The sequence below is a fragment of the Roseovarius sp. MBR-51 genome (assembly GCF_053628575.1).
Map to the genome: position 1 here is coordinate 59,688 of NZ_JBRJGQ010000007.1, position 16,855 is coordinate 76,542.

Annotated in this window: 23 protein-coding genes and 1 tRNA gene; 18 read left to right on the top strand and 6 right to left on the bottom strand. The window is 59.1% G+C overall.

All coding sequences use genetic code 11. The annotated features are described in order from the left end of the window. The first annotated feature begins 1 nt into the window (after position 1). The 5 genes from ACSSVY_RS11505 (at position 2) to ACSSVY_RS11525 (ending at position 3,483) form a co-directional block, all read left to right on the top strand. Positions 2–391, top strand: coding sequence for an MAPEG family protein (locus tag ACSSVY_RS11505; RefSeq protein WP_454269698.1), 390 nt, complete (start codon positions 2–4; stop codon positions 389–391). Between the two features lie 133 nt (positions 392–524). Continuing rightward, on the top strand, positions 525–818 hold the full coding sequence (locus ACSSVY_RS11510) for a ribbon-helix-helix domain-containing protein (protein WP_454269699.1): 294 nt from the start codon (positions 525–527) through the stop codon (positions 816–818). A gap of 89 nt (positions 819–907) precedes the next feature. Beyond that, on the top strand, positions 908–1,303 hold the full coding sequence (locus tag ACSSVY_RS11515) for a VOC family protein (protein ID WP_454269700.1): 396 nt from the start codon (positions 908–910) through the stop codon (positions 1,301–1,303). 56 nt (positions 1,304–1,359) lie between these two features. Then, the gene (locus ACSSVY_RS11520; RefSeq protein ID WP_454269701.1) at positions 1,360–1,884 is read left to right on the top strand and encodes a Twin-arginine translocation pathway signal; all 525 of its coding nucleotides are present in this window, start codon (positions 1,360–1,362) and stop codon (positions 1,882–1,884) included. A 27-nt stretch (positions 1,885–1,911) separates the two neighbouring features. After that, positions 1,912–3,483 (top strand): GMC family oxidoreductase, encoded by a 1,572-nt coding sequence (locus tag ACSSVY_RS11525; RefSeq protein ID WP_454269702.1) that lies wholly within the window; start codon positions 1,912–1,914, stop codon positions 3,481–3,483. 62 nt (positions 3,484–3,545) lie between these two features. Here ACSSVY_RS11525 and ACSSVY_RS11530 read toward each other — a convergent pair whose 3' ends face one another. Continuing rightward, positions 3,546–3,872 (bottom strand): DUF1330 domain-containing protein, encoded by a 327-nt coding sequence (locus ACSSVY_RS11530; protein WP_454269703.1) that lies wholly within the window; start codon positions 3,870–3,872, stop codon positions 3,546–3,548. A gap of 207 nt (positions 3,873–4,079) precedes the next feature. Between ACSSVY_RS11530 and ACSSVY_RS11535 the strand changes: the two genes are divergently transcribed. From ACSSVY_RS11535 to ACSSVY_RS11550, 4 genes are all read left to right on the top strand, one after another. Then, positions 4,080–4,154, top strand: a tRNA-Gly gene (locus tag ACSSVY_RS11535). Between the two features lie 121 nt (positions 4,155–4,275). Further along, complete coding sequence (gene hisB / locus ACSSVY_RS11540; RefSeq protein WP_454269704.1) at positions 4,276–4,863, top strand: imidazoleglycerol-phosphate dehydratase HisB; 588 nt, start codon at positions 4,276–4,278, stop codon at positions 4,861–4,863. A 3-nt stretch (positions 4,864–4,866) separates the two neighbouring features. Then, positions 4,867–5,505 (top strand): imidazole glycerol phosphate synthase subunit HisH, encoded by a 639-nt coding sequence (gene hisH, locus ACSSVY_RS11545; protein ID WP_454269705.1) that lies wholly within the window; start codon positions 4,867–4,869, stop codon positions 5,503–5,505. Beyond that, entirely contained in the window at positions 5,506–6,456 is a 951-nt protein-coding gene (locus tag ACSSVY_RS11550) for a glutaminase (RefSeq protein WP_454269706.1), read from the top strand. A gap of 31 nt (positions 6,457–6,487) precedes the next feature. On the opposite strand, the gene ACSSVY_RS11555 is transcribed toward ACSSVY_RS11550, so the two are convergent. Beyond that, a complete protein-coding gene (locus ACSSVY_RS11555) occupies positions 6,488–6,922 on the bottom strand; it encodes a VOC family protein (protein ID WP_454269707.1) in 435 nt (144 codons plus the stop codon). 68 nt (positions 6,923–6,990) lie between these two features. Beyond that, positions 6,991–7,380: a DUF2147 domain-containing protein gene (locus ACSSVY_RS11560; RefSeq protein ID WP_454269708.1), complete on the bottom strand. Its 390-nt coding sequence runs from the start codon at positions 7,378–7,380 to the stop codon at positions 6,991–6,993. A 133-nt stretch (positions 7,381–7,513) separates the two neighbouring features. On the opposite strand from ACSSVY_RS11560, the gene hisA reads away from it, so the two are divergent. Then, positions 7,514–8,236: a 1-(5-phosphoribosyl)-5-[(5-phosphoribosylamino)methylideneamino]imidazole-4-carboxamide isomerase gene (hisA, locus tag ACSSVY_RS11565; RefSeq protein WP_454269709.1), complete on the top strand. Its 723-nt coding sequence runs from the start codon at positions 7,514–7,516 to the stop codon at positions 8,234–8,236. Positions 8,237–8,256: 20 nt separating this feature from the next. Here the strand turns inward: hisA and ACSSVY_RS11570 are convergent, their stop codons facing one another. Next, entirely contained in the window at positions 8,257–8,709 is a 453-nt protein-coding gene (locus tag ACSSVY_RS11570; protein WP_454269710.1) for a DUF302 domain-containing protein, read from the bottom strand. Between the two features lie 102 nt (positions 8,710–8,811). Here ACSSVY_RS11570 and hisF point away from each other — a divergent pair, with 102 nt between their 5' ends. The 3 genes from hisF to ACSSVY_RS11585 are packed head-to-tail and all read left to right on the top strand — an operon-like array spanning position 8,812 to position 10,181. Next, the gene (hisF, locus tag ACSSVY_RS11575; RefSeq protein ID WP_454269711.1) at positions 8,812–9,576 is read left to right on the top strand and encodes an imidazole glycerol phosphate synthase subunit HisF; all 765 of its coding nucleotides are present in this window, start codon (positions 8,812–8,814) and stop codon (positions 9,574–9,576) included. After that, complete coding sequence (locus ACSSVY_RS11580; protein WP_454269712.1) at positions 9,573–9,887, top strand: phosphoribosyl-ATP diphosphatase; 315 nt, start codon at positions 9,573–9,575, stop codon at positions 9,885–9,887. The genes hisF and ACSSVY_RS11580 overlap by 4 nt, the downstream gene beginning before the upstream one ends. A gap of 3 nt (positions 9,888–9,890) precedes the next feature. After that, entirely contained in the window at positions 9,891–10,181 is a 291-nt protein-coding gene (locus ACSSVY_RS11585) for a Dabb family protein (RefSeq protein ID WP_454269713.1), read from the top strand. On the opposite strand, the gene ACSSVY_RS11590 is transcribed toward ACSSVY_RS11585, so the two are convergent. Next, positions 10,178–11,119, bottom strand: coding sequence for an L-threonylcarbamoyladenylate synthase (locus tag ACSSVY_RS11590; protein ID WP_454269714.1), 942 nt, complete (start codon positions 11,117–11,119; stop codon positions 10,178–10,180). The genes ACSSVY_RS11585 and ACSSVY_RS11590 overlap by 4 nt on opposite strands. 130 nt (positions 11,120–11,249) lie before the next feature. Here ACSSVY_RS11590 and ACSSVY_RS11595 point away from each other — a divergent pair, with 130 nt between their 5' ends. From ACSSVY_RS11595 to ACSSVY_RS11615, 5 genes are read left to right on the top strand one after another with little or no spacing between them, the layout of a single operon-like run. After that, entirely contained in the window at positions 11,250–12,968 is a 1,719-nt protein-coding gene (locus tag ACSSVY_RS11595) for an acyl-CoA dehydrogenase (RefSeq protein WP_454269715.1), read from the top strand. Then, positions 12,968–14,011, top strand: a complete 1,044-nt coding sequence (locus tag ACSSVY_RS11600; RefSeq protein WP_454269716.1) for an MBL fold metallo-hydrolase — start codon at positions 12,968–12,970, stop codon at positions 14,009–14,011. Before ACSSVY_RS11595 ends, ACSSVY_RS11600 begins: the two co-directional genes overlap by 1 nt. Before the next feature lie 19 nt (positions 14,012–14,030). After that, positions 14,031–14,483 carry a DUF6173 family protein gene (locus tag ACSSVY_RS11605; RefSeq protein WP_454269717.1) on the top strand — a complete coding sequence of 151 codons (453 nt, stop codon included), beginning with the start codon at positions 14,031–14,033 and terminating at the stop codon, positions 14,481–14,483. A gap of 36 nt (positions 14,484–14,519) precedes the next feature. Continuing rightward, complete coding sequence (locus ACSSVY_RS11610) at positions 14,520–14,708, top strand: aa3-type cytochrome c oxidase subunit IV (protein ID WP_454269718.1); 189 nt, start codon at positions 14,520–14,522, stop codon at positions 14,706–14,708. 34 nt (positions 14,709–14,742) lie between these two features. Further along, positions 14,743–15,357: a hypothetical protein gene (locus ACSSVY_RS11615; protein WP_454269719.1), complete on the top strand. Its 615-nt coding sequence runs from the start codon at positions 14,743–14,745 to the stop codon at positions 15,355–15,357. Positions 15,358–15,516: 159 nt separating this feature from the next. Here the strand turns inward: ACSSVY_RS11615 and ACSSVY_RS11620 are convergent, their stop codons facing one another. Continuing rightward, positions 15,517–16,854, bottom strand: coding sequence for a S41 family peptidase (locus ACSSVY_RS11620; RefSeq protein WP_009819216.1), 1,338 nt, complete (start codon positions 16,852–16,854; stop codon positions 15,517–15,519). Position 16,855 lies beyond the last annotated feature (1 nt).

The following is a 16,855-nucleotide window of genomic DNA, read 5'->3' on the forward strand; positions in this document are numbered from 1 at the left end:
CATGTCCCTTGCCATCAGCCCTCTCTACGCGGGCCTCGTCGGCCTCCTCTTTGTCCTCCTGAGCGTGCTGGTCATCGCCGCCCGATTAAAAACCAAGGTTTCTTTGGGCGACGGCGGCAAGGATCTCTTGATCCGTCGCATCCGGGTGCAGGCAAATTGCGCCGAATACGCCCCGCTCGGCCTGATCCTGCTGGGCATGGCCGAACTTCAGGGTGCGCCGGGATGGGTTGTTCATCTGCTGGGCTTGATGCTGCTCTTGGGGCGGGTGTTGCATGCAGCGGGATTTGGACGCGTGCCCGAAATCATGCCGATGCGCAGTGCCGGAATGGTGCTGACCTTTGCCATGCTGATCCTCAGCGCGCTTGCCAACATCGGCCACGCGTTGCTCTGACGGCGGTCAGCGCGCAGGCGGTGACGGCGCAGGAGACTTCCCCTGCTGGAAAAAATCGGCCATCATCCTAAAACGTACTGAGATCCGCGCCGCGCGCGTCCCTGCCGCGACCCGGATGAGGGAGGACCTGATCATGTGTCGAATCTTTGCCGGGCAAGACCCCGACCGCTACGCGCTTGTAACCCGCCGCATGCGTCTGAATGGCCAGAGCACGAGCATCCGTCTTGAGAAATCCTTTTGGGGTATCCTCGACGAAATCGCCGAGAGCGAAGGGCTGACGACCCCCGGTTTCGTGTCGAAACTCCATGCCGAAGTGCTCGAACTGCACGGCGAACCTGCCAATTTCACCTCGCTCTTGCGCTGCACCTGCCTTGTGCACCGCGAAAACCCGCTCGATGGGGATGCGCGTCAGATGGCGGCGGAGTGAGACAAATCAAGGCGTAGTATCCCCTTACTACCCGCCCCGCCCCTACTTTGGTAACTTTTCCTAACCAAATACAGGTTTCGGAGGGCATGATGGCCAAAGCCATTCACAGCATGATTCGCGTTCTCGACGAGGCGCGGTCGGTCGATTTCTATTATCGCGCCTTTGGGTTGCGCGTGGCGGACCGGCTGGATTTCGAGAAATTCACCCTCGTCTACATGTCGAATGACGAAAGCCCGTTCGAGGTGGAACTGACCATCAACAAGGGACGCACCGAGCCATATGACCGTGGCGATGGTTACGGTCATCTCGCCGTGCTTGTGGAAGATCTTGCCGCCGAGCATTCACGATTCGAGGCAGAAGGATTGAGTCCGCGCAAGATCGTGGAGTTCGCCCCTGACGGCAAACTCGTGGGCAAGTTTTTCTTTGTCTTAGATCCTGATGGTTACGAAATCGAAGTACTGGAACGCGGCGGGCGTTTCAAATGAGAGCAAGGGCGCGTTCGGGGAGGGACGCGCCCATTTTTTGCATGGGAGGATAACACATGACTGACACCAAACCCCGCAAGGGGCTTAACCGGCGCGAGTTGCTCTCGCGCTCTATCGCGGCGGGCGCAAGCTTTGTCGTCGGAACTGGCTTTGTCGCCAGCACCGATGCGGCCTGGGCGCTCGAGACCCAAGCACTCAAGCCTGAAACGATGGCAACTTTGATCCAGATGGCCCGCGATATCTATCCGCATGACCATCTGGCCGATGAATACTATGCCATCGCGGTCAAGGGCTATGACACGGCAGAGGCTGCCGAAGCCGTAGAGGCCGGGATCGCAGGCCTCAACGCCGTAGCGCAGGGCAAAGGTCACGCCGATTACCTCGGCGTCGGATGGGAGCGCGATCGCGTCGACATTCTCCGCAGCATCGAAGACAGCGCGTTTTTCCAGCAGATCCGGGGCGGGCTGGTGACGGGCCTCTATAACCAAAAGGCGGTTTGGCCGCTCTTTGGCTATGAGGGCGAGTCCTTTAGCCAGGGCGGTTACATCAACCGCGGCTTTGACGACATCAACTGGCTCTGAGCCATAGCCATCTAGGGAGGAAAGACTATGGCTGCACCTTTTGATCATAATGACGACACTGTGATTGTTGTCATCGGCACCGGCGCGGGCGGCGGCGTGCTGTCCAACGAACTGGCGCAACGCGGCGTGTCCGTCGTGGCGCTCGAAGCAGGCGGGCGTTATCTGCCCGAGGATTACATCAACGACGAATGGGAAAGCTTTGGCCAACTGGCCTGGCTCGACCCGCGCACCACGTCAGGCGACTGGCGCGTGGCCAAGGATTTTTCCGGCCTTCCCGCTTGGATCGTCAAGGCGGTGGGCGGCACCACGACGCACTGGGCCGGGGCCTCGATCCGCTTTCAGGACCACGAATGGAAGGCCAAGACCAACTATGGCCCGGTGCAGGGTGCCAATCTGCTCGACTGGCCCATCGACGCTGCCGAAATGGCACCGTGGTATGACAAGGCCGAGAAAAAGCTGGGCGTGACCCGCACCAACGATCTGGCCGGGCTGCCGGGGAATAACAATTACAAGGTGTTCGAGGCAGGCGCCAAGGCGCTTGGCTACAAGGACGTCCACACCGGGCGCATGGCCATCAACTCCGAGGACTATGACGGGCGCATGGCTTGCCAGCAGACGGGCTTCTGTTTTCAGGGCTGCAAATGGGGTGCCAAATGGTCTGCGGCATATACCGACATTCCGCGCGGCGAGGCCACGGGCAATCTCGAGGTGCGTTCCAAGGCACATGTCGCGCGCATCCTGCATGACGACAGCGGCAAGGTAACGGGCGTCGAGTATTTCGACGAAGCGGGCAATCTCCAGATGCAAAAGGCGCGTGCCGTTTGCGTCGCGGGCAACTCGTTCGAATCGCCCCGTCTGCTGCTCAACTCTGCCTCGTCGATGTTCCCCGACGGGCTTGCCAATTCCTCGGGCCAGGTGGGGCGCAATTACATGCGTCACATGACCGGATCAGTCTACGGCGTGTTTGACAAGCCAGTGAAGATGTGGCGCGGCACAACCATGGCGGGCATCATTCAGGACGAAGCGCGGCACGATCCTTCGCGCGGCTTTGTGGGCGGCTATGAGCTGGAAACGCTGGCGCTTGGCCTTCCCTTCATGGCCGCGTTCCTCGATCCCGGTTCATGGGGGCGCGAATTCACCACCGCGCTTGACGCCTACGAGAATATGGCCGGCATGTGGATCGTGGGCGAGGATATGCCGCAGGAAACCAACCGCGTCACCCTCAACCATGACGTCAAGGACCAGTGGGGCCTGCCCGTGGCCAATGTGCATTTCTCGGATCACCCAAATGACGTGGCGATGCGCAACCATGCCTACAGCCGAGGTATCGCGGTTTACGAGGCGGTGGGGGCCACGCGCACCTTCCCGACGCCGCCCTACCCCTCGACCCACAATCTGGGGACCAACCGCATGTCCGAAAACCCGCGCGACGGGGTGGTGAACAAATGGGGTCAAACCCATGACATCCCCAACCTTTTCGTCTCGGATGGCTCGCAATTCACCACGGGTGCTGCGGAAAACCCAACGCTGACTATCGTGGCACTTGCCATGCGGCAGGCGGATCACATGGCAGGTGAACTCTCACGCGGCAACCTCTGATCGGTTGCCCTGTCCCTCCCCCGGCGCCTTATACTCTCCCCGAGGCGCCGGGGGATATGGGCCTAGCCTTTTGGAAGATAGGGGATGGAACCGGCAGCATCCGTGTCGTCTATCACCCAAAAATGTCCCTCGCTCCCCGCCTGACGGGATTTGGCGAGTGGAGCATACTCAGGGTCATACGCAAAGGCGTGCGCAGCCTCAGTCGACGGAAACTCAATGAGCGCGATAAGAGTGGTATCGGGCGCGAGACCTTCTACGGTCTCAATATTGGCGCTGCGCGACAGATACCGTCCTCCGTGTTTTGCCGCGATGTCATGCGTCCTGGCCGCATAGTCCGGCACCCAGGCATCATTCGTGATCTTCACCTGCGCGATTAGATAGGCTGGCATGCGTTTCCTCCTCCTGTTGCGGGCCTTCTTCCCACGACCCAAACGCCGAGCGAGCCTAGCATGCTCAAGGAAATTACGGAGCTTTTTGACCATCCTACTTACGTCGCACCTGACCCATTCAAGTTGGCCGCAAAAAATTGCCGTCCCTGGCAATTTTCCTCTTGCAGCGGCGCGCCAGAGTTTATAGATCACGCCTCACCCAAGGATGCGGGCGTAGCTCAGGGGTAGAGCATAACCTTGCCAAGGTTAGGGTCGGGCGTTCGAATCGCCTCGCCCGCTCCAAATTTCCTTATATTAAAGAAATTTGGAGCGATCCGCCGGGGGGATCGTGACATTCCGCGCTTGGCGCTTGGCCTGCACCGCAGAGCGCAGTATAGAGCCACGAAAGCTTGACGGAGGCCCCATGCGCAGCGCCACAATCACCCGTAAGACCGCCGAAACCGACATCACCGTCGAGATCAATCTTGACGGCTCTGGTCGCTATGACAATCAGACCGGCGTGGGGTTCTTTGATCACATGCTGGATCAACTCGCGCGGCATTCTTTGATCGACATGAGAATACGATGTGCTGGCGATCTGCACATTGACGACCACCACACGGTCGAAGACGTGGGAATCGCTCTCGGTCAGGCGCTCGCGCAGGCCCTCGGAGACAAACGTGGCATCCGCCGTTACGGAGCCTGTCTGTTGCCAATGGATGACGCGCTCGTGCGCGCGGCACTTGATCTGTCGGGGCGGCCCTACCTGGTGTGGCACATGGACCTGCCGACGCCCAAGATCGGGACATTCGATACCGAACTGGTGCGTGAGTTCTTTCAGGCCTTCAGCACCCATGGCGGTATTACGCTGCATGTGGACGCGTTGCATGGGATCAACAGCCACCACATGGCGGAGGCCGCGTTCAAGGCTATAGCGCGCAGTTTGCGCGAAGCGGTTGAGACCGATCCACGCAAAGCGGATGCAATCCCCTCTACCAAAGGAAGTCTCTGAGAGATGACCACTGTCATCGTCGACTACGAGAGCGGCAACTTGCACTCGGCGGAAAAGGCATTTCAGCGCATGGCGTCGGAGACCGGCACAGGCGACGTTATCGTCACCTCTGACCCCGAGGTCATCCGCGCTGCAACCCGGATCGTTTTGCCGGGGGACGGCGCATTTCCCGCCTGCCGCAAGGCGCTCTATGATCACCGCGGTGTCTTTGAGGCTATCGAGGACGCAGTGATTACGCAGGCCCGCCCCTTCATGGGGATTTGCATCGGCATGCAGATGTTGGCAACGCGCGGATTGGAATATGAGGAAACAGCCGGATTCGATTGGATTGGGGGGGCGGTCGAGCACATCGAGCCATCTGATCCCGCGCTCAAGGTGCCACATATGGGCTGGAACGATCTGGTGATTGACAACCCGCACCCAATCTTTGACGGAGTTCGTAGCGGCGATCACGCCTATTTCGTGCACTCCTACCACTTCCGCGTGACCGACCCGGCACATCGTCTGGCGCATGTTGAGTATGCTGAGGCAATCACCGCCGTTGTCGGACGCGATACGATTGTCGGCACGCAGTTCCACCCTGAGAAAAGCCAGCAAACCGGCCTTCGACTGATTGCCAATTTCCTGCGCTGGAAACCTTGAATGCCTCGCGCAGCTGCCGCGCTCCAGAATGTGCTGGATGAGATCACGGAGATTGCCCGGACCTCTGAGAACCGGGGCAAGGTGGCAGACTACATTCCAGAGCTGGCTGGGGTGAACCTCGACCAATTCGCCATAGCCATTGCTCGCCCCGGCCAGCCCACGCTGGTTGCGGGTGATGTGGATGTGCCGTTTTCCATCCAATCTGTGTCAAAGGTGTTCATGCTGGCACTTGCGCTTGGCAAACTAGGAGACAGGCTCTGGTCCCGAGTCGGGCGTGAGCCATCGGGGTTGTCGTTTGACTCGATGCTGCTTTTGGAACTGGAAAAAGGCTATCCACGCAACCCGTTCATCAACGCGGGCGCTATCGTCACCACCGATGCGGTCTTGCAAGGGTCAACCCCGCGAGAGGCCCTTGGCGCACTTTTGCGATTCATCCGTGCCGCAGCAGGGGATGAGGCGATTCATATCAATGAGCGGGTCGCGCAATCCGAAATTGCAACTGGCCACCGCAATTTTGCGCTAGCCCACTACCTAAGCTCGCACGAAAACCTCAAGAACCCACCGGACTTGACCCTTGGCACATATTTCCACCAATGCGCGGTCGAGATGACCTGCGCGCAATTGGCCAATGCAGGGCTTTTTCTGGTCGGTGGGGCTGGGGCGCCGCGGCTCGTGTCACAGGCGCGTATTCGCCGCATCAACGCCCTCATGATGACCTGCGGGCATTATGACGGGTCAGGCGACTATGCCTTTCGTGTGGGGCTGCCGGGCAAGAGCGGGGTCGGCGGTGGTATCCTGTCGATCGTGCCGGGCGTGGCCGCGATTGCGGTCTGGTCGCCGGGGCTCAATCACTACGGCAACTCCAAGCTTGGCACCGAAGCAATGGAGCGGCTCGCGTCGCGCACAGGCTGGTCGGTTTTCGGGCCCGACCCTCGGCAAACCGACGGATAAGGGCAAATCTCGAACGTCAGCCACTGAACGCCTATTTCTCCCACAAACGCGGCTCTGCCATTTCAATGGAATTCCCCGCCGGATCGCGAAAATAGATGGATCGTGCCCCGTTCGGCCAGTGAAAATCCGCCTCGATCTCGACACCTGCAGCCTCAAGTCGTGCACACCAATCATCGAGCGCCAGCCCTTCGACCGCAAAACAGAAATGGCCCGGCCCTTGGGTGCCATGCGGCGGGACTGGCAGTTCGGGATTGTTTGGTGGTTTACGCGTTTCTTCGGGGTTGAAGATCAACAGGATGCCGGCACCCACCCTGTAAAACACATGGCGATTTCCGACCCGCACGATCGGATCGAGCTCGAGGATAGTGCCATAAAACCGCTCTGCCGCGTCAATATCCGGCACGTAAAGAGCCGCCTCAAGAAGTTCGGTTGGCGGTGCGGCGAAGGGAAGGTTGTGATCGATCATGGTGACATCATAACGCAGATGCAGATCTGACCCAACCGTCCCCTCGCGAATGCAATGCGACGTCGCGCTTACTTGACCTTTTGCCAAGTGCCTCCGTCGCGGCAAATGCCCAGAACGCAGCCGCTAACCTTGAGCGTCTCGCCGGTCAATTGCAGCTTGGAATTATAGGTCTTGCCGCGGTCCGGGGCATAGAGCTTGCCTTTATATTCGCCGCCACCGGTCGGCACAGTTTCGGAAATGATGTTCCGACCAATACTGTCACTGGCCGTTTCATTGCCATTGGCGTCATAAGACTTAACCAGCTTTCCGCAAAGAGCGTTACCGCAAGGTTTGACCTCAATCAGCCCGGATTTGCCGTTGTCGTCGCGCGTGGTCTGCCACGTTCCCAAGAGCGGCTCTGCCATCGCCATCCCGGCCCCCATCGTGAACACCACTGTCATCATCACCAGTTTACGCATGTCTGTTCCTCCCTGACATTCGCAAGAAACCTGTGCCATTGGCATGGCACAAATCAAGTCTGACGTCGGGTCGCGTTGCATTTCCTTCTCTCTCATGCCAAAGGCCGGGCACCCGAAGATGAAAGGCCCCGCGATGATCCTCTATCCTGCAATCGACCTCAAGGACGGCAAGGCCGTGCGTCTCGTGCGTGGCGATATGGGGCGCGCGACGGTGTTCAACGAAGATCCGGCAGCGCAGGCCTTGGACTTTGTCGCAGCGGGCTGCGAATGGCTGCATCTTGTGGATCTTAATGGGGCCTTCGCCGGGGCGCCGGTCAACGCGGCCCCGGTCGAGGCGATCTTGGCCGCCTGCAAAGTGCCTGCGCAACTTGGTGGCGGCATCCGGGATATTGCAACCATTGAGGGCTGGCTCGACAAGGGGTTGGCGCGGGTGATTCTTGGAACAATAGCAGTGGAGAATCCCGCCCTCGTGCGCGAGGCCGCGCGCGCCTTTCCGGGGCAGGTGGCGGTGGGAATTGACGCGCGGGGTGGCCGTGTGGCGACCAAGGGCTGGGCCACCGAGACCGATGTTGACGCGACCGATCTGGCAAGGTCCTTTGAGGATGCCGGGGTGGCGGCGATCATCTACACCGACATCAACCGCGACGGGGCCATGCAGGGACCCAATGTCGAGGCGACGGCGGCGCTTGCCCGTTCTGTCAGCATCCCGGTCATTGCCTCGGGCGGCGTATCATCTCTTGAAGACCTGATCGCGCTGCGCGATTGTGGGGTGACGCTGAATGGGGCCATTTCGGGTCGCGCGCTCTATGATGGAGCACTCGACCTCACGGCAGCCCTGGCCGCGCTCAGGGGCTGAACGCGGCGATAGGCTGTCGCTTACTGTTCGGCGGCCTTGGCCGTCAGTTTCCCAAGCGCGCCGGTCATCATCTTGATATAGTCAGCGTCGTCATTGATCCCCGTGTCGTCAAACATATCCTCGGGCTCCTGATAGGCGAGCCATGTCTCGCCCGTGCCATCCTGATAAACCAGCACTTTCATAGGCAAAAAGAGCCCTGCCACCGGGTCATCCTGCATCGCCGCCGTGCCCATTTTCGGGTTGCCGAAGATCAACACCTGCGAAGGATCAAGCGCCAGATCCACACTTGCGGCACCTTCCGCATGGTCCACCCGTGCAAAGACCGTGGCCCCAGCACCGGTGACAGCCGCCTCCAAGCGGTCCATGGTCGTTGCGACGTCACTGGTAGATTTGACCTTGATGATGTCATCCTCACCACCGAGTGCCGGAAACGCAGTGAGAGTGATCGCGGCCGCGACAAGAAAACGCTTCATGATAAACTCCTTCATTTGCAACTCTTATATGGGTCATATCCTCTGGCATGTGAACCGATTTGCCCATAAACAACGGCAAGAAATCTCTGTAACAGCGGTAAAATGCTCAAGACCCGTATCATCCCCTGTCTCGATGTTGCCGATGGCCGCGTGGTCAAAGGTGTAAACTTTGTCGATCTGCGGGATGCAGGCGATCCGGTCGACGCCGCGCGCGCCTATGATGCAGCGGGGGCAGATGAGCTTTGCTTTCTGGACATACACGCCACGCATGAGAATCGCGGCACAATGTTCGATGTGGTCCGGCGCACTGCTGAACAATGCTATATTCCGTTGACCGTAGGGGGCGGGGTGCGCTGTGCGCAGGATGTACGCGCTCTTCTCCTCGCAGGAGCGGACAAGGTCAGCTTCAACTCCGCCGCCGTGGCTGATCCCGATGTCGTAGCCCGTGCGGCCGATCAGTTTGGCAGCCAGTGCATCGTTGTAGCGATCGACGCCAAGACCGTATCCCCCGGCAGATGGGAGATTTTCACCCATGGCGGGCGCAGGCCCACGGGCATTGACGCGGTGGACTTCGCGCGAACGGTTGCAGCCAAAGGCGCAGGTGAAATTCTGTTAACCTCGATGGACCGCGACGGCACGCGCGCCGGCTTCAACATCCCTCTGACACGTGCGATTGCCGATGCGGTGCATATTCCCGTGATCGCTTCAGGAGGCGTCGGCACACTTGACCACCTCGTTGAAGGCGTGACCGAAGGCCATGCGTCGGCCGTCCTCGCCGCCTCGATCTTTCATTTCGGCACCTACACCATTGCAGAGGCCAAGACGCATATGGCCGCCGCTGGCATTCCCATGAGGCTGGCCGCATGACGCTTGACGATCTCGCCCGTACCATCGCCGCGCGCGCAAGCGCAAATCCCGAGAGCAGTTGGACAGCAAAGCTTTTGGCCAAAGGCCCAGAGAAATGCGCCGAGAAGTTCGGGGAAGAAGCGATTGAAGCAATCATTGAGGCCGTCAAGGGCGACAAAACCCGTCTCACGTCAGAGGCCGCCGACGTCCTATTTCATCTTCTCGTCATGCTGCAATCGCGCAACGTCGCCCTATCTGATGTGATGGTCGAACTCGACCGCCGTCAGGGCAGCTCTGGAATCGCAGAAAAAGCCTCTCGTTCGAAAGACTAAGACATGATTCGCCATATCGTATTCTTCTCCGCCACCAACGCGGATGACGTTGAGCGCATTCGCGAGGGTCTGATGATGCTCGCCAGCATTCCGCATTCCACCCATTTCGAGGTGGGACGCAACCTTCAGAGCGATGCCATCTCAGCCGAGCGGGTCGATTTGGTGGTCTATGCCGAATTCACGGATGAAACGGCCCTCGCCGCCTATAAGGCCGATCCGATTTATGCCGATTGCATTGCCTTGGTTCGCCCCTTGCGGGAATTGCGCATCGCTGCGGATTTCAAGTCTGACTAGGGTCGCGGTGCCGCAGCTCGGCGCAACCGGTCATTGATTGCACGCCCAAGCCCGATTTCCGGGATTGGAGAAACCGCGATACCCGCTGCATTTCGTGCATCCAGCGCGTGCAAATGACCAAAGAGATTGGCCGCAGCCTCTACCAGATCGCCGGACGGCGATAGATTGAGATCAGCATCGAGCGGGCCAAAGCCCAACAATACTTCACCGTCCTGCCGATCAGTCGCATTCAATCGCACGCGCGCACCGGGTGCGTAATGTGATTGCATCTGCCCCGGCGCGACAGGCGCATCGCCTGTTTGATAGAGGTCCAGCGGCATGCCCAAAGCCGCTTCGAGCACCTCACTTGGGATCCCTCCGGGACGCAACAGAGTGGGCGCGCCTGCGAGGCCGACGATGGTTGATTCCACCCCAACCGGACAGGCCTCGCCGTCTACCACGGCTTCAATCCGACCAGAGAGACCTGCCAGAACATGTCCTGCCGAAGTCGGGCTGATCCGGCCTGAGGGGTTTGCAGAGGGCGCCGCCACGGGTCCACGAAACTCTGCCAGCAATGCATGTGCTACGGGATGTGCAGGCACGCGAATTGCAAGCGTTGGCAAATCCGCAGTCACAAGGCGGGAAAGGCCACAACCGGCCTGCATCGGCAACACGAGCGTTAGCGGACCGGGCCAGAACGCGGAGGCCAGGATTTCCGCAGCATCCGACCACTCGACATATGTTTGCGCCATTGCGGCACTCTCAACATGCACGATCAGCGGGTTGAACCTAGGCCGTCCCTTAGCCTCGAATATCCGCGCTACGGCCAGATCGTTGCGTGCATCAGCCCCCAAACCGTAAACCGTCTCGGTTGGAAACGCTACGAGACCGCCCGCGTGCCAGATCTCTGCGGCGCTTGCAAATCCGGCCGGATCGGGGGAAAGAGAGCGCGTTTGCAACGAAGAGGCCTTTCTGACGCGGCGTAGCAGTTGAAGGTGCGCCGCGATGGATTACGCTAGGATCAGGATAGATTTCATACAGGGGTCGGGCGATGGTGCCAAGACGCCCCGGCAGTCTCAGGAGATTTCAATGCCGTATCGCGCACCGGTTGAAGAGTATCAGTTCATGTTCGACCATATCGTCGGCCTTGCTCAGGTGGTCGCGACTGATCGCTTTGCCGAAGCCACACCGGACATGACAGCCGCAATCCTGTCCGAAGCTGGGCGGATGTGTGAAGAAGTGCTCTACCCGCTGCAGCGCAAGGGTGACCTGCACCCCGCCCGACTGGAAAATGGCGTCGTGCGCACCTCGCCGGGCTATGCCGAGGGCTACCGCGCCATCGCTGACGGGGGCTGGGTGTCAATTAGTGCGCATCCCGATCATGGTGGCATGGGCCTTCCGATGACCGTGACCGCAGCAGTCAACGAAATGATGTCCTCTGCGTGTCTTTCGCTGCAACTCAACCCTTTGATGACGCAAGGGCAAATCGAGGCGTTAGAGCATCACGCATCAGACGAACTAAGGGCAGTTTACTTGCCCAAACTGGTCAGTGGCGAATGGTCTGGCACTATGAACCTGACCGAGCCGCAGGCCGGGTCCGATGTGGGCGCATTGCGCTCCAAGGCCGAGGCGAGCGCAGATGGAACCTACGCGATCACTGGGCAAAAAATCTATATCTCTTGGGGCGACAATGACTTTACTGAAAACGTTTGTCACCTAGTGCTCGCCCGCCTGCCGGATGGCGTGCAAGGGACCAAGGGAATCAGCCTCTTTCTGGTGCCTAAATTCATCCCCGATGAAAGCGGCAATCCTGGCAAACAAAACAGCCTCAAAGTCGTCAGCCTCGAACACAAAATGGGCCTGCACGGCAGCCCTACGGCAGTCATGCAATATGATAGGGCAACCGGCTGGCTAGTGGGTAAACCGCATGACGGCATGCGCGCGATGTTCACCATGATGAATAATGCGAGGCTGGGCGTTGGGGGACAGGGCATCGGCGTGGCTGAAGGGGCATATCAGCACGCGCTCGCTTATGCGATGGATCGCAAGCAAGGGCGCACCCCCAGCGAGGCGGGTACTGGTAGCATCATAGAACATGCCGACGTGCGCCGAATGCTGGCGACCATGAAAGCCGACATTTTTGCTGCTCGTGCCATCGCACTGGCCTGCGCGCAGGCCATCGACATGCAGACCTCCACGGGCAAGGCGCATTGGTCTTCGCGCGCGGCGTTCCTTACGCCCATTGCCAAGGCATTTGGCACCGACACCGGCATTGCTGTGGCCGAACTGGGAGTTCAGGTTCACGGTGGCATGGGTTTTATTGAGGAAACTGGCGCGGCGCAGTATTATCGCGACGTGCGTGTCACGGCAATTTACGAAGGCACCAACGGTATTCAGGCCATGGATCTGGCCGCTCGCAAGCTTATGGATGGTGGCGAGGCTGCGCACGCAATCCTGGATGACATCGAAGCGCAGGCCGAAACAGCCCGCAGCAGCCTGCCGGCACTGGCCGAACCCGTTTGGCAAGCCTCCGAAACACTGCGCGAGACGGTGGAATGGATGCTGGGTCAAAAGGATCTCAACCACCGTTTTGCAGGTGCAGCGCCATTTCTGCGCGGGTTCGCGCGTGTCCTAGGCGCACATTTTCATCTCAAAGCGGCACTGGCCGAGGGGGGCGATGGCCCCCGCACTCGGCTCGCAAGGTTCTATATAATGCGGCTACTGCCCGAACATGCTGGCCTTCTGACCCATGCAGCGCAAGGAGCTGATGATCTCTATGCGCTAACTGCTGAGGATTTTGCAGCCTGATGGATGGCGGACAGATCATACACAGCCCTTGGGAAGATCCCCCTGCTTCCGGCAGCGCTACACAGGTCGCGCCGGGCGTCTTGTGGCTACGGCTGCCCCTGCCCATGGTCCTCGATCACGTCAATATCTATGCCTTGGATGAGGGCGACAGTTGGACCATCGTCGACACGGGCATCTACTCCAAACGGAGCGTGGCGCTCTGGGAGGATATACTTGTTGGCCCCTTGCAAGGCCGCCCTGTCAGCCGGGTGATCCTGACCCATCACCATCCTGATCACATCGGCATGGCCGGCTGGTTGATGGATCGGTTCGGGGCTACACTCTGGGCATCGCGCACCAGTTGGCTGATGGCGCGCATGTTGATCCTTGACGTCGAGGACCGACCGACCCCTCAGGCGCTTGCGTTTTCGCGTGCGGGTGGCATGGACCCTGACATCTATGAAACGCGCAAGGTGGAACGCCCTTACAACTTCTCGGATATCTGCGCCCCGATTCCGGTTGGGTATACCCGCGTCCAAGACGGTGAGGTCATCCGCGCAGGGGGGCGCGATTGGGATGTTCACATGGGGGGCGGGCATGCACCCGAGCATATCACTCTCTGGTCTCGCGAAGACAATCTGGTCATTGCAGGTGATCAGATTCTCCCATCTATCAGTCCCAATATTGGAGTCTATCCGACCGAGCCAGAGGCCGATCCGCTGGCTGACTGGCTCTCCGCCTGTGACCGGCTGGCCGCTCATGCCCGCGAGGGTCACCTCGTCTTACCGGGGCACAAGCTGCCTTTCACCGGCTTGCCCTTTCGCATGCAACAATTGCGTGACAATCACCACGGCGCGCTCGAGCGGTTGCGCAGTTTTCTGACAAAACCGCGCACTGCAGCCGAGTGCTTTCCACTTCTCTTCAAGCGTCGGATTGACAGAGGCACCTATGGGCTAGCCCTTGTCGAGGCTGTTGCGCATCTCAATCATTTGCGTCACGCTGGAGAAATAACGCGTTGGCGCCGCGCGGATGACGCTTGGCTCTGGCAGATGAAGGGCAAATAATTCGGAAGGCTTTTGTCCGATGGACGACAAGATTCAAACGACGGCGGAACATGCCGAGGCCGACGCAATGCCCCGCGTTCATGAGGTACACTCCGACCCCAACCAACCCTGTATCCAGACGGCGGCCCTGAACCTTTCTCAAGGGCTGATGGCAGGCAAGAGTCAGGCGCAATGGGCCTATGAGAGATTGATTATCTACATTGAGAATTTCGAGAAATCCCTCGACGAGGCACATGAGGTTGCGATGGGATTTGCCGGAAGCGACAGCGGCGTGATCCGGATCGAGGGAATGGGATATTTTGAGCCCGACATCATAACCTTTTATGGGCAGGATCACATGGGCATGCGCACCCAGCTGGTGCAACATGTGGGCCAGCTCAGCGTGATGCTTCGCGCCCTACCCAAACAGATCGAAACAGCTGAGCCGAAACGTATCGGATTTCGCCTCGCCGAAGATCTGAACAAAGCCTAAGTCTGCGGCAGCTTGGGACGTGACAGGGTCTTTCAAATGGGCTATCCAACGGCGGAATTCGTACTGCAAGCAGCAAAGGACACGCGCGTGATGGCCGAGCATAAACATGGCGAAATGAATATCGACGTTCAGGAAAAGACCTTTGATGGCTTCATCAAATGGGTGACCTATACGGCTGTGGTATGTATCGCGGTTCTCCTCTTCATTGCTGCGGTCAACGGTTGATAGGTCAAGAGCGGCTCCGGGCCGAGGGGAAGTGATGCGGTCTTTGGCTTTGGCGGTTGCCGCCTCTCTTACGCTGGCGGGCTGTGCCGCTGAATCGGTCTGGGCGCCGGATGACGAGGTGGCCCGCGCAGCCTATCGCCATGATGGTCCACCGCGCCTGACTGTCTATACGATGATCAACAACAACAACGGATCGGGTGCGCATACATCCCTCATGATCAATGGATCGCAACGCGTGATCTTTGATCCCGCAGGATCCTTCAACAAAGGCAAGCACTTGCCCGAGCGCAATGATGTGCTCTTTGGAATCACGCCTGCCGTCGAGGATGTCTACACCCGTTATCACGCGCGCAAGACCTACCGGGTTCAGATCCAGCGTCTTGATGTTTCTCCGCAATTGGCCGAGCGCGCTATGCAGCTTGTCAAAGCTGCCGGTCCCGTGCCGCAGGCGCAATGCTCGTTGGCAACGTCTCAAATCCTAGCCGAACTTTTCCCCGGACAGGTGAGCAGCTCTTGGTTGCCACGCAAAACGGCTGACGAGTTTGCGAAAGTTCCCGGAGTAACCGGGGAAACGCTTTATGAATACGATGATGATGACAATTCAAACGTCCTTGCAGCGTGGGACCCGGCGCGCGCAAAGGCACAGTAGCGCCCGCCTTGGTGCTATCTCACGCGGGGGTTAAGACCGTGTCTTATGGTGAATGAATTCACATCCAGCAGGCAAAATCATCCTGCACTCTGATACTGAAAGACATAATAACCCCGCCCGTTTATCTCGGGCGGGGTTTTGCCGTGTGTTGGCAACGGCCTAGTTTTGGCCGCCGCCCATTACGGACAATCCACGCAGAATATCAATTGCATAGGCCAGTTGATAATCATCTTCGCGCAGCTTCGACGCCTGTTCGGCGCGGGCACGATCTTCTTCAATCTGCTTGATCTCATCTTCGGTTAGGCTGTCGTTATTGAGACGTCCACGCAGGTCCGCCTCAGAGCGGCCCGGCGGCGTGCTTGTCTCTTCCTCTTCCGTCTCCGGTGCGCGGCGGGGCTGTTCCACGAGGATATCAGGACTTACGCCGAGGGCCTGAATGGATCTGCCAGATGGCGTGTAATAGCGTGAGGTCGTCAAGCGCATCGCGCCATTGCCACGCAGCGGCATGACCGTCTGGACCGACCCTTTGCCAAAGCTTTTTGTTCCGACAACGATCGCGCGATGGTGATCCTGCAGCGCCCCTGCAACGATTTCTGAGGCACTGGCCGAGCCGCCATTGATCAACACGACGATAGGTTTGCCATTGGCAAGATCGCCCGGCGTGGCGTTGAACCGCTCACCATCCTGTGGGTTACGTCCGCGGGTGCTCACAATCTCGCCCTTGTCGAGGAAGGCATCGGAAACCTTGATCGCCTGGGTCAAAAGACCACCAGGATTGTTGCGCAGATCAAGAATTATGCCGCTGACCTTGTCCGCGCCGCCCAGTTCCTCGACCTTTTCCGCCAGTCCGCTTTCAAGATTGGCATAGGTCTGGTCGTTGAACGTGGTCACACGCAGGACAACGGCATCCTGTTCTGCCCGGGCGCGTACCGCCGTGAGTTTGATCGTGTCACGGATGATTGAGACGTCGAAGGGCTCGGGAGTTTCTTCGCGTACGACGGTGATGATGATCTCGCTGCCCACTGGGCCACGCATCAGATCCACCGCCTCGTCCAAGGTAAGACCCAGCACGCTCGCGCCATCAACATGGGTGATGAAATCACCCGCCTCAATCCCCGCTTGATCCGCCGGAGTGCCATCCATCGGCGAGACGACTTTGACGAAACCGTCCTCTTGCGTGACTTCGATGCCAAGACCGCCAAATTCGCCGCGCGTCTGTACCTGCATGTTCTCAGCGTCATCAGGCGAAAGGTAGCTGGAATGTGGGTCGAGCGACGTCAGCATTCCGTTGATCGCCGCCTCAATCAGATCCTTTGTCTCAACCTCTTCGACATATTGCGCGCGGATGCGTTCGAAAATATCTCCAAAGAGATCAAGCTGTTCGTAGACGTTCTCTGTCGTTTCGGCCTCCTGCGCCAGCAGCGGTGCGGCCACCTGTGTCGTCACCACCGCGCCGGTCAGAATGCCAACGGAGGCAGCCATCAGGAATCTTTTCATA